Consider the following 12731-nt stretch of genomic DNA (forward strand, 5'->3'; position numbering starts at 1 on the left):
TTTTTTCATAATATTTACTTGAAGAAAAAACGTTATAGACATTACAAAATCACTGAAAAAGATATTAGATATTTATTAGGACGAGGATATATATAAAAAGATATTGTTAAAAACATTAAACAATTTAAAAACGATAGAAAACTAAAAGAATTTATCACAGTTAATCAATTTGCAGAATTATTAAGACATATAGATACAACAAAATTCCATGAGTATCGTGATTATGTAGCTATTCAATTTATTCCGTACTCATAGAATATTTGGTATAATATTCCTTGAGATGAGTTAATACAAACCTGTAAAATATTATAAATTAGTTAGAAGAGAGGGAAATCATGAAAAAGAAAATTATTTTACTATTAATCCTTATATTATGCATGGCAGCAGTCTGGAGATATAACAGTAATGATAAATTAAAACTTGGTAGATATAAAACATCTAATGGAAATTCATGGGTTGATCTAAAGGAAAATAACAAATTTAGTTTTAATAGACATATTGCAGCTAGTCACTTACCAGAGGGAACTTTTGATATCAAAGATAAGGAATTGATACTTGTTGTTTCAGATAAAGAGAAATATGTCTTTACTATCAAAGATAAAGGTTTAGTGTTTAAAGAAGCAAAAGATTTTGGAGGGATTGTAAAACCCGGCACTGTATTTGAATTTAGCCACGATTAAAAAATATTATTCAATATATTTAGTGTCAAGCATCTTATTCCATATTAGTGTAAAGTTTAGTATAATATTCCTTAAAGAAACTAATGCAGATATTTTAGAGGGTATTTACCCCAATATGGAGGCGGTTATTATGGCACCGGCCAAAAGGGTAAGCTATACGAATAATTATGTTGAGGTATTTGTATTTAAAAAGCATAATCCTAAAAATTAATGAGGAGGTAGAGTGAAATGATAAATATTTTTTTTAATTCTGCTCTTGAAGCTATTTTAAGTGAAGAGAATGAACTAAATGAGCTTTTTAAATTAAACGCAAGCTACTATAAAAAGAGTCATCATGGCGTATGTAATCTTTATGAAACTACTTTTGTTTATTTGATTTTTAAGGAGCTTTTAAGAATAGAGTATCCATTTACTATTTATTGGGAGTACCCGTATCCTAGTAATTCAAAAAATCATTGTGATCTTGCCCTGTTAAAAGAAGATGGAACTTTGGATTCACTAATTGAATTTAAAATCTGGATAAAAGATGACGATAACGATATTAAAAGTGATGTTTTAAAACTTCAAAAGGAACAAGGATGTAAAAAATATATATTTATAATAGGTTATGGTGGAGATATATATGAAAATCATAGGTATTTAATCCGAAATAACGCTCCTTTAAAGTTGGTAAATAAAAGAAGTATTAAAACTAAGTTTTTTAGAACAGCTTTAAATACTGTGGTAGATAATGAATTGAATTTATTTATGTATGAAGTGATTTAGTTATTGGTTTTAACAATATTCTATAACTGTGTCATATAAGTAGAACATTCTTCAATATATTTAACATCAAACTCTGTATTCCATATTTATGTAATATTCCTTAAAGAAGTTAATACAACTATGTAATATATTGTAAAGTAGTATGAGGGGGGATAAGAATGAAAAAAAGAGAAATCTTTATGTTATCATCAACAGTATTTTCCTTGGGGATTGTTTTAGGTTTTTTGCTTTCTCCTATAAAGAAAGGTATCAATATTTATGGTGGTGATAGTATAAGTAATAATTATGCTAAAGAGCATTCAACAAATGATGACGATAATAATATACACAAGTAATTTTTAAAGTAGGAGTGATGATGCATAAATTTCTTATATAGCTAGGTGATGATAGTTTGAAAAATGAAGATAGATTTAAAGAGTTGAAATCTTTAATGCTTACTTTAGTATTTTGTGTTAGCTTTTAAGAATGAGGTTAACACTTATTTTATGTCCATTTATGCAATGATTATAGGCTTTTATCTTGGACAATCAACAACAAGGCAAGAGTTAGAGAAGATAGGGGTAAATAATTATGGTTATAGGCTTGGATTTTGGACATGCGCTTCCTATGATGGTGGAGTTGTAAGAGTTATAAAAGAAGAAGATGTTATTAATGCAGTAGGTAATGAGCTGAAACAAATGCGCCATCAGAAAAGTTTAGCAAAAAAATAATACATCCTGTGCTATGAAATTTTAAAAAAATATATCTTGGGAAGACAAAAATACATCTCAATCAAAAGATGCTGTTCAATTGAGAGGACTATTTAAAAAGATTCAAGAAATAATAGAGAGCAAGGAAGAGTTAAAGAAATTACCTGAAGCAAAGGGAGGATATGATTAATGAACAATATGAAAAATCACGAAGTAAATTATTATAAATGAAAACACAACAATATTCTTTGAAATAGGTTAATTGATATGAATGAACCTTTGTCATCAGAAGAGCAAGTAAATTTGTCTCCAAGAATTCGTTGGTTATCAAAAATTTCAATGAAGTAACTGATAAATTTTTAGGAAAAATATTTTTTGAGTTAAAATTTTGTTTAGTAATCGAAGCATTACAGATATCTTAAAAACCCCAGATTAATTTTAACCTAGGGTTTTTCTGCTTTATAAGAGGTGAATCTTATTCTAAGCAAAATTGTAAGGGGATAAAGATTATTGGGTTCAATATTATTATATTTATCAATAATCAAAGTGCCACATAATATTATATTTAGCTAGAAATATTATTTTAGTAAGTTGACTTGATTCTGTCCTTAGTGGACCATTTTTCTATTAAAAGAAAAATCCATGATAATTAAGGACGAAATAGGATATGCATACCTTATAATAGTGTATTAACTTATAAAAAATAATCAATAGACTTTCTTCATTCTTAGTTGAATAGAGGGGGTCTATTTATTTATGAAAAATGATTTTCAAGTACCTATGACAGAAGCTATAATTGACTTAACAATATAAATAGAAGAATTAAAATAAGAAGTAAATTTATTGAAGGGAGATAATGTGCAATAAGAGGTTATTCAATATACTTAAGGACTAACTCTTTATTCCATATTAGCATAAAATTTAGTATAATATTCCTTAAGGAAGTTAAGACAGTTATGTTTTAAGATATGAAGTAAGCATTATTTATTTGGCATAAATGTGGGGGTATGATGAAAGAAATAGATTATAAATTAAAGCAAAATACTTTTTTTACGCAGTCAGCAAAAAGTAAATTCAAATTTAATATTTTTATGATTGTTATTGTTTATTTCCTTTTGTGGCTAGCAGGATTTTTTATAGGGCGTTTAACTGCAAATTTAGTCTTAACCACTTTAACAACTACTCTAACCCTTAACAATAGCTTAATCTTTGCACTTGAAAAATTTATAATATGTGGAATACAAATATTAATTTTTTTCATATGGGTACGCAATGTTGAGAAACGTCCAATAAAAACCATGGGGTTTCAAACCTTTAATCCATTAAAATCCTATTTATTAGGCTTTTTGCTCGGCTTTATCGTCATTTCAACAATTACTGTTATTTTAACTTTTTTAGGTAAGGTAGAAATTGAGAGTTACAATGCTAATTTTGCCCCTTTACTCTTGGGAGAAATAGCTTTGGGATGGATAATTCAAAGTGCGTCAGAAGAAATAGCAATTAGAGGTTGGCTAATTCCTATGCTGGGTAACCGAAGTACCCCTGTTACTGCAGTTGTGATGACAGCAATTATATTTGGTATACTTCATCTCTTTAGTTCAGGTGTAACAGTGTTATCTTTCACAAATTTAGTTTTGTCAGGTATTTTTTTTGCTCAATATGCAATTTATTCGAATAATATTTGGGGAGTTTGCGGCTTACATTTTTCATGGAATTTAGTACTGGGAAATATTTATGGACTTCCTGTGAGTGGATTTTCTAGGCTTGGAGAAACTGTTTTTACACTGAAACAAGTGGGCTCCATATTTTTCACAGGCGGGGACTTTGGACCTGAAGGTAGTTTTATCACAACAGTTATATTGTTAATAGGGATTGGTATATTAACATTGATGCTATTGAAAAAATATAGTTCAAAATAGGTTTATTTAGTTTTTAGTTACTAACATATAATATTTCTAAGCAAAGTAAACTCAATTCTAAGTTGCTTATGAAATTAATACGAAGTGTATATGAAACGGAGGATAATTTATGAAAGATCTATCTTTAGTTGAGCCTAATAAAATATATCAAAAGAGTTTTGAAAATTATGCTCTAACATACAGAAAAATAAATGATGAACATTATTTTAATAAATATAAAAAGGCATTAGAAAATTTCCAAGATTATTTAAAGGATTTGAACAATTATTCCAAGGGAAACGATTTACCTCAAGGAGAGGTTATAACTTCAACATTCTGGTTAATTGATAAAAAAGAAGTTGTAGGAGTAGTGAGGATTAGACACCAAGAGGTAGAATGCGCTGGTCATATAGGCTATGATATATTACCAGATTGTAGAAATAGAGGTTATGGTTTTCAGATTTTAAAACTGGCATTGGAAAAGGCTATAAAAATAGGAATAGAGAAAGTAATTTTAACTTGTAATATAAACAATACGGCCTCAAAGAAAATTATAGAAAAGAACAACGGTAAATTATTAGGAACTATTTTTGATGAAGAGGAAAAGGAATACCTGTATAAATATAGTATTACATTAGCGACCAGATAACTTTCTTTCACTTTATTCCTATTAAGCGATATAAACTCAGTTTTACGTGGTGTTTTAAAATTTTATGAACTAATTAAATAGACTTTAAAGGAAAAGTAGAGACTAGAAATAGTCTTTTTTATTGCATTGAATTAAGAAAAGATGTGAGGGTATATTTTTCAAAATAAATACATTTAAGCCTTAGGTTAGTAACTCTAAGGCTTAAATGCATAGCTATGAAAATAAATCATTGAAGTTGAGAATATAAAATGCTTTTGGGATATAGGTTAAGCAGTAACCTAATATCATTATATTAAAAAATAGTCATAGTGTTACATAATATTATATACACCTAGAAATACTATCGTACTAAGTTCACTGATTTTGCCCTTAGTGGATTCCTTTTTATTTTGAAAAGAGCAATATTTATATTAGATGAGTCATATATAATAGTCAAAGTTCTTATATCTATTTTGCTCTACTATTCATAGTGATAATGGAAAGCCAACAAATAGCAAATTCATAGCTATGGTAGCTGATAAGTTGAGATTTAAAAATAAGGTAAGTTAAAAAACTTAAAGATAAATCTCTTTATAATAATTACGGACTTATCTTTAAGTTTTAAGAATATGCACCCCCCTGAACACATAAATATTATATATAACATAATCATTAAGGGGGATGAAAAAATGAGTAAACTAAATTTACATAATAATTTATTTAAAAAATTTGAAGAAGGATATTTTCTTGTATTTCTAATAAATACGATTTTTATTTGTACCGGAATTGTTCTTGGAATTTATACTATAAAATATATGAATAGTATAAATAAAGAGGATATGTATAGTTATTTTTCAAGTTTTGTGAATTTAAGCCAGAATCAAGGTATAGATAAAATGTCTATATTGCTTCAAAGTCTTAAAAATAATTTTATAATTAATATATTAGTATTGCTATGTGGACTGACAGTTATAGGTACTCCCTTTATAGTTATTTTAGTGCTTATCAAAGGCTTTACCTTAGGGTTTAGCATTTCTTTTATTATTACTGCTTTAGGAACAAAAGGAATATGGATGACTTTAGCCTGCATTTTACCACAAAACCTATTTTTTATTCCTACTATTTTAATTACATCATCCATATCCTTTCAGCTATGTATTAATAAAATTAAGGGAAAATTTAATAAATATAGTTATAATAATTTTAAGATCTCTTCTAATAACTATGTTTTTTATTTAGTAATATGTTGTATACTTATTATTGTAGGAGCTATAGTTGAATCACAGATATCTCCTATAATAATAAAGAATTTTGTATAAAGAAAATATATCTTTAGGAGAATAAGTATGGAACAATGTTTAAAGGATTATTTAAACTATATAAAATCTGAAAAAAAACTCAGTGATAACACAATAGCTGCTTATAGAAGGGATATTATTAAATTTTCTAATTTTATAATTTCTAAAGAGGAAATTTATAATTCCATAAATGAATTTACTATAATGTCTTATGTTCAGCATTTAACAAATGAAAGTATGTCGGGAACTTCAATTAATAGAAACTTAGTTACTATTAGAAACTTTTATAAATATTTAGTGAAATCAGGTATAATTAAAGAGTCTCCTATAATAAATTATGAACTGCCTAAAATTAAAAGAAGTACTCCAGATATATTGAACATAGAAGAAATAGAACAATTACTATCTATGCCTAAGCTTAATACTAATAAAGGGTTGAGAGATAAAGCTATGTTAGAAATAATGTATGCTACAGGAATAAAGGTAACCGAATTGATTAATCTAAAAATTACGGATGTAAACATTAATATGGCTTATATAATATGCAAAGGCAGCAAAAATAAAGAAAGGATTATACCTTTAGGAAATAAAGCAAAAGAAAGTTTAATGGACTATTTAAACATAAGAAAAGATTTATGTGATACTGAGAATAAATTACTGTTTTTTAATTCTAGAGGATCACAAATGACTAGACAAGGTTTTTGGAAAATATTAAAGGAATATGCAAGGTTAGCTAATATCAGCAAAGAAATAAATTTATATACTCTTAGACATTCCTTTGCAGTACATATGATAGAAAATGGCGCAGATATTAGAGCTGTTCAAGAATTATTAGGTCATGTAGATTTAAACACTACTCAAATATACTATTCTTTAACAAAGAAAAAAAAGCTTTTAGATATATACAAAAAATCTCATCCAAGAGCATAAAATAAACTCAAACTTTATAAAAATAAACGGAGGGTTAAAATGGATTTATTAAAAAGAATTGAAGAATCGAAGAATTTTATTGTATCAAAATATAATTGTAAAATTGATGTAGCATTAGTTCTAGGATCTGGTTTAGGAAGCATTGTAAATGATATAGAAAATAAAATTATAATACCTTATAAAGATATACCCCATTTTCCTGAGTCTACCGTAAAAGGTCATGCTGGTGAGATGATTATCGGTGATTTAGCGAACAAAAAGGTCATTGCTATGAATGGAAGGTTTCACTACTATGAAGGTTATTCTATGGAATTAGTTACCTTTCCAATAAGAGTATTTAAGGCATTAGGAATAAACAATTTAATTGTAACTAATGCAGCAGGAGGAATGAATCCAAATTTTGAGCCTGGTGATTTGATGATTATTAATGATCATATAAATATGATGGGAGACAATCCACTAAGGGGAAATAATTTTCAAGAATTAGGACCAAGATTTCCTGATATGTCTTCTGCTTACAATAAAGAGTTAATCAAAATAGCCAATACCTGCGCAAAGAATTTAAATATTAACATACAAAATGGAGTTTACATACCTGTGTCTGGCCCAAATTATGAAACGCCAGCGGAATTGAGAATGTTAAGAATTATTGGAGGAGATGCTGTAGGAATGTCTACAGTACCAGAAGTCATTGTAGCAAATCATATGTCCATGAAGGTTTTAGGAATTTCATGTATTACTGATATGGCCCTAGCTGATAATCTTGAACCTTTAGACCACTTAAAAGTAGTAGAAACAGCTAATAAAGCTATGAAGAAATTTGTGACCCTAGTAAAAGAAATTATTAAAGAAATTTAAGCAAAGAGCTTTAGGAATATCCTAAAGCTTTTTAAAATTTATGTGATAATAATAATTTTTTTGGAAAAGATAAATTTGAAAGGAGGATGTAAAATGAAAAATATAACATCAAAGCTATTAATTTTATTTTTAATTTTAAGCTTTATACCTTTTTCAAATATGATACCTGTAAAAGCTGAAAATGAAGGTATAACTGTGGAGGCTAAATCTGCTATACTGCTTGAAGCTAATAGTGGAAAGGTTATCTACGAAAAAAACTCTCATGAAAAGTTCGCTCCAGCTTCTGTAACTAAGATAATGACGATGTTACTTACTATGGAAGCTATTGATAGTGGTAAGATTAAATTAAACGATAAAGTAACTGTCAGCGAAAATGCTAAAAAAATGGGTGGAAGCACTATGCTGCTTGATACTGGTGAAATACGAACTGTAGAAGAACTTTTAAAAGGGATTGCTATTGCATCAGGTAATGATGCTGCTGTTGCTATGGGTGAATATTTAGCTGGTACAGAAGAATCTTTCGTTAATTTAATGAATGAGCGAGCTAAAGCCTTAGGAATGAATGACTCTAGCTTTAAAAATTGTACTGGATTATCTGCATCTGGACATTTAACTAGCGCCTACGATATTTCAATCATGTCCAGAGAATTATTAAAACATCCTACTATATTAAAATATAGCGGAACATATATGGAGACTATATCAGAAGGCAGAAAAACTCCTATAGGTTTAGTAAATCACAATAAGCTAGTTAGATTTTTTAAAGGTTGTGACGGATTAAAAACTGGCTTTACTGAGGAAGCAAAATATTGTATTTCAGCAACAGCCACTAGAGATGGAGTTAGAATGTTATCAGTTATTATGGGAGCGCCTACTTATAAAATCAGAAACAGGGATGCTAGCATGCTTTTAAATCACGGATTTTCTAAATTTGAAAGCAAAAAATTACTTGTTAAGGATAGTGAAGTAGAAAAAGTTCCTATGAATAAGCAAGGAGATAAGTTCTTTATAGCAAAGGCGAAGGATGACCTAAATATTACTATTGAAAAAGGTACTGATAAATCCATAACAAAGAAGTATGAAATAAATAAAACTAAGTCCCAATATAAAAAGGGGGAAGTAGTTGGATATTGTGAATTCTATTTTAACAACGAATTAATTGGTAAAGTAGAATTATATAGTGATAGAGACATAAAGAAATCTGGTTTAATGGATAACATAAAGTATAATATAAAAAATCTATTTAAAGGGGCTGTATAAAAGAGAACGAAAGTTCTCTTTTTTAAGTTGCTCATAAAGTTGATTAATGCTTTATTAACTGATATTATATTTGTATTACGTGTTATTTAGGGAGAGAATCAAATTATGTCTGTACTTAATATTAAAATAGAGAACTTTGAAGGACCCTTTGATTTGCTATTACATTTAATTAAAAAGAATGAAATGGATATTTATAATATTAAAATATATGAAATAACCAACCATTATATTGAATATTTAAATTCTATGAAGGAATTAGATTTAGAAATTACCTCTGAATTCATTGTAATGGCAGCCACTTTATTAGAGATAAAATCTAAAATGCTATTACCTAAAGATAAAAAGCAAAATAGTGAAGAAATTTCAGAAGAAGATCCTAGAGAAATATTAGCCCAAAAGCTTATTGAGTATAATAAATTTAAAAAAGCAGCAGAATTCTTAGCATTGAAAAAAGGGCAATACGGAGTAGTATTTTCTAAAAAACCAGAAATTATAGAAGACGTAGGATCTAATATTAATAATGAAGAATTGTTAAAAAATATCACTATGCTTGATCTTTATAATTTGTATAATGATTTAATTAATAAATATAATAACAAGATAAATAGAGAAAATACAATACAGAAGGAAATTCCTATTGATAAGTATAAAATAGAAGATAAAATGAATTACTTGAAAGAAATTCTTTATACCAATAAAGAGATTAAATTTAATGAAATTGTTCTTGCATGCAGCTCCAAGATAGAAGTAATTGTTACATTTTTAGCTCTGCTAGAGCTTATTAAAGAAAGACATGCAAAAGTAGTACAAGAAAATAATTTTAGTAAAATCTATATCGAAAGGGCAATGGAAAATGAATAATATAAATCAATTTGAGTTTGAGCAAATATCAAAAAAAAGTTTATACTTCTCTGCTATAGAATCCCTTCTATTTGTGTGTGGAGAGCCAATAAAATTAAAGGACATAGCAAATATTCTAGAGTGTAGCTCTAAATATACCAAACAATTAATAGATGAAATGAGTGAAATGTATTTAAAGGATGATAAAAGAGGTATTAAAATTGTATGTATAAATGAAGCATATCAGCTGGTGACAAAACCTGAAAATAGTGAATTTGTACAAAAGATATTAAAGACTAATTCTAGGCAATCTCTCTCTCAAGCCTCTTTAGAGACATTAGCAATAGTGGCCTATAAGCAGCCCATTACTCGTGTAGACATTGATGAAATTAGAGGTGTAAAAAGCGATAGCGCTATTCAAAAGTTATTAGAAAGAAACTTAATAAGAGAAAGTGGAAGATTGGAGGTCCCTGGTAGACCTATTCTTTATAGTACTACAGAAGAATTCCTAAAACAGTTTGATTTAAAGAATGTTAGAGAATTGCCTTCATTGGAGGATATTATAAATGATAAATCAGAAGAATTTAATTTAATAGCTTTAGAAGAAGTGGCAGCAGATAATAATAAAGACCTAATATAATAGGTCTTTATTATTAATCATTATATTTATCTTGGTCGCAGCACTCATCACCATTAAACATGTTTTTAATGGAATCTAAAACTTGAGGAATACTATCAATAATCTTATCATAGGTATTACTATGATCTACTTGTAATAAGCGTATAGTGTTTTCTTTTAACACTAAAAAAGCTACTGGCTTAATGCTTACACCAGCTCCTGAACCACCGCCAAAGGGATATTTACTATCGGTTTCTCTATTACATTCTGAATCAAATTCACTTCCTCCAGAAGCAAATCCGAAAGAAACCCTTGAAATAGGAATAATAATACTTCCTTCCTTTGTCTCTACAGCTTCACCTACGATAGTATTAACATCTATCATATCTCGGATGCTTTCCATGGTACTCTTCATTAAATTCTCAATAGGATGGTTTTCCATAATATAACTCAGATATTATAATCTGAGTATTTCACCTCACTTTATATTAAATTTTAATTTTTATCAATACATATATAATTTGAGCTAAACTTAGCTGAATTATACTAGATACCCTTAATTTAAGTAAATTTTGGTTATAATGCTGTATTATATTATATTTATAAGTTCTTATAGTAAATATATCCTTGGCTAATCTATACACATTGCTACCTAAAGTTTGTAATAGGCCATAGCATATAGCATTTAAAGCGGCATCCTCAATACCATAGTTTAAATCTAGATGTAATTTTAATGTAGGTTTATGCTTATTATTTTTAAGCATATGGATAACTAATTTCAGAGTTCTTAAATTTTTTCTTGATTTTCTTTTTTTTGATATTTCTTCACCTTTTCTATTCTTTTTATTTAAATTTATATTAAAAACATAAATAGATAGAATATATTTATAATTTTCTAGTTGAAATAAAACCTTTACAGGAAAGGGTATAAATAAAATCGAAATAAATAATAAGACAATGATAATTATGGATTTTATCATTTATAAGCCTCCATATTGTTAATATTACATATTATAACCATTTTTTGATAATTTATAATCTATTGTTGAATTTTAATAGTATTAATTCATCATAAAAATGTAACACTAAATAATGATATATTTTACGGGGTGATATTATGAAGATTTTTACAGTAGTTATTAGTGTTATATTAAGCATGAATTTATTTTTTTATCAAAAGCCATTAAGCCTAGAATTAAAGGATAAAGATGCTAAATTAAATGTCTCTGCCAGATGCGCCATCGCTATAGACTCTAAGACCAAAAGGGTTCTTTTTGAAAAAAATGCTTATACTATCGTACCTATGGCGAGTACTACAAAAATAGTAACTGCTTTAGTAGCATTAAAGTATGGTGACTTAGAAAAAAAGGTAGTTATCAGCGATAAGGCCGCTAATATTCATGGATCTACTGTGGGTTACAGAAAGGGTGAAATGATAAGTATTAAAGAGCTATTATATGGGCTTATGTTTAAGTCGGGTAATGATGCAGCCATAGCTTTAGCAGAAGGTATAGGTGGTTCTATAGAAGGTTTTTGTAAGCTTATGAATGAATACGGAAAGCAAATAGGACTATTGGACAGCAGTTTTGAATCTCCACACGGGCTAGATAGCTTAAACCATTATTCAACAGCTTATGATTTAGCCATTGTTACGGCAAAAGCTAAGGAAGAAAATTTATTTAATGAAATTGTAGGGTGTAAGGACTTTAACGGTAAGGATGTAGGTTTTACAAGGGATTATCATAATATTAATAAAATTCTTTGGCAAGTACCTAGTGCTACAGGAGTAAAGACTGGGTACACTGGAGGCGCTGGAAAATGCTTAGTTTCTTCCTTCAAAATTAAAGATAGCGAGATAATTATAGTAGTTTTAAACTGCCCAAACCGTTGGGAAGAAAGCAGAAAAATTAATGATTATATATCTAAACAGTTTGATTTTAAAACTATAGTAAAAGAAAAAGAGAAGCTATGTGATGTAAAAATAAAAAATAACAATAAGGAAATAGAAGTTTTTAACCCTAAAGATATTGTAGTACCTATAAAGAGCAATGCTGATTATAAATATACAGTAAGCATTTATAAAAAATTGAACAAAATTACTAATAAAACTCCTATAGGGGTTTTAAAGGTCTATGAGAATGAAGAGGAGATTTATAAGGAAATAATTTATGCACCAGAATCTTTAACACCAAAAGCCCCATCCTGGTTCGATAGGCTTTTTAAGCGAGATGCTAATAATTAATAGCATCTCCTTTTATTTGTAACA

At 28.0% G+C, this 12731-nt stretch carries 15 protein-coding genes and 1 pseudogene; 14 read left to right on the forward strand and 2 right to left on the reverse strand.

What is annotated here, in order from left to right; all coding sequences use genetic code 11:
- Window positions 1–335 precede the first annotated feature (335 nt).
- The 13 genes and pseudogenes from BN2665_RS13930 to scpB all read left to right on the forward strand — a co-directional run bounded on the left by BN2665_RS13930 (window position 336) and on the right by scpB (window position 10486).
- Window positions 336–680 (forward strand): hypothetical protein, encoded by a 345-nt coding sequence (locus BN2665_RS13930; RefSeq protein WP_055667708.1) that lies wholly within the window; start codon window positions 336–338, stop codon window positions 678–680.
- Between the two features lie 228 nt (window positions 681–908).
- The gene (locus BN2665_RS13940; RefSeq protein ID WP_055667710.1) at window positions 909–1445 is read left to right on the forward strand and encodes a hypothetical protein; all 537 of its coding nucleotides are present in this window, start codon (window positions 909–911) and stop codon (window positions 1443–1445) included.
- Between the two features lie 158 nt (window positions 1446–1603).
- Window positions 1604–1780: a hypothetical protein gene (locus BN2665_RS27050; RefSeq protein WP_154674948.1), complete on the forward strand. Its 177-nt coding sequence runs from the start codon at window positions 1604–1606 to the stop codon at window positions 1778–1780.
- 150 nt (window positions 1781–1930) lie between these two features.
- Window positions 1931–2155: a hypothetical protein gene (locus BN2665_RS13945; RefSeq protein WP_055667711.1), complete on the forward strand. Its 225-nt coding sequence runs from the start codon at window positions 1931–1933 to the stop codon at window positions 2153–2155.
- A gap of 989 nt (window positions 2156–3144) precedes the next feature.
- Window positions 3145–4053: a CPBP family intramembrane glutamic endopeptidase gene (locus BN2665_RS13950; protein WP_055667712.1), complete on the forward strand. Its 909-nt coding sequence runs from the start codon at window positions 3145–3147 to the stop codon at window positions 4051–4053.
- A 109-nt stretch (window positions 4054–4162) separates the two neighbouring features.
- Window positions 4163–4681, forward strand: coding sequence for a GNAT family N-acetyltransferase (locus BN2665_RS13955; RefSeq protein ID WP_055667713.1), 519 nt, complete (start codon window positions 4163–4165; stop codon window positions 4679–4681).
- A 447-nt stretch (window positions 4682–5128) separates the two neighbouring features.
- Window positions 5129–5230, forward strand: a pseudogene (locus BN2665_RS26310) (sporulation transcription factor Spo0A); the annotation flags it as partial.
- A 119-nt stretch (window positions 5231–5349) separates the two neighbouring features.
- The gene (spoIIM, locus tag BN2665_RS13960; RefSeq protein WP_074042314.1) at window positions 5350–5979 is read left to right on the forward strand and encodes a stage II sporulation protein M; all 630 of its coding nucleotides are present in this window, start codon (window positions 5350–5352) and stop codon (window positions 5977–5979) included.
- A 27-nt stretch (window positions 5980–6006) separates the two neighbouring features.
- Window positions 6007–6888 carry a site-specific tyrosine recombinase XerD gene (gene xerD / locus BN2665_RS13965; protein WP_055667714.1) on the forward strand — a complete coding sequence of 294 codons (882 nt, stop codon included), beginning with the start codon at window positions 6007–6009 and terminating at the stop codon, window positions 6886–6888.
- Between the two features lie 39 nt (window positions 6889–6927).
- Window positions 6928–7746, forward strand: a complete 819-nt coding sequence (locus tag BN2665_RS13970) for a purine-nucleoside phosphorylase (RefSeq protein WP_055667715.1) — start codon at window positions 6928–6930, stop codon at window positions 7744–7746.
- A gap of 93 nt (window positions 7747–7839) precedes the next feature.
- Window positions 7840–9006 (forward strand): D-alanyl-D-alanine carboxypeptidase family protein, encoded by a 1167-nt coding sequence (locus tag BN2665_RS13975; RefSeq protein ID WP_055667716.1) that lies wholly within the window; start codon window positions 7840–7842, stop codon window positions 9004–9006.
- 105 nt (window positions 9007–9111) lie between these two features.
- Window positions 9112–9867 carry a segregation/condensation protein A gene (locus tag BN2665_RS13980; protein ID WP_055667717.1) on the forward strand — a complete coding sequence of 252 codons (756 nt, stop codon included), beginning with the start codon at window positions 9112–9114 and terminating at the stop codon, window positions 9865–9867.
- On the forward strand, window positions 9860–10486 hold the full coding sequence (scpB, locus tag BN2665_RS13985; RefSeq protein WP_055667718.1) for an SMC-Scp complex subunit ScpB: 627 nt from the start codon (window positions 9860–9862) through the stop codon (window positions 10484–10486). Before BN2665_RS13980 ends, scpB begins: the two co-directional genes overlap by 8 nt.
- A gap of 13 nt (window positions 10487–10499) precedes the next feature.
- Here the strand turns inward: scpB and ytfJ are convergent, their stop codons facing one another.
- Both ytfJ and BN2665_RS13995 read right to left on the reverse strand, forming a co-directional pair.
- Entirely contained in the window at window positions 10500–10907 is a 408-nt protein-coding gene (gene ytfJ, locus BN2665_RS13990) for a GerW family sporulation protein (RefSeq protein WP_055667719.1), read from the reverse strand.
- 46 nt (window positions 10908–10953) lie between these two features.
- Complete coding sequence (locus tag BN2665_RS13995; protein ID WP_055667720.1) at window positions 10954–11445, reverse strand: DUF2953 domain-containing protein; 492 nt, start codon at window positions 11443–11445, stop codon at window positions 10954–10956.
- A gap of 137 nt (window positions 11446–11582) precedes the next feature.
- On the opposite strand from BN2665_RS13995, the gene BN2665_RS14000 reads away from it, so the two are divergent.
- Entirely contained in the window at window positions 11583–12707 is a 1125-nt protein-coding gene (locus BN2665_RS14000) for a D-alanyl-D-alanine carboxypeptidase family protein (RefSeq protein ID WP_055667721.1), read from the forward strand.
- Window positions 12708–12731: the final 24 nt, after the last annotated feature.

This window comes from Desnuesiella massiliensis (genome assembly GCF_001403615.1).
Taxonomy (GTDB): domain Bacteria; phylum Bacillota; class Clostridia; order Clostridiales; family Clostridiaceae; genus Desnuesiella; species Desnuesiella massiliensis.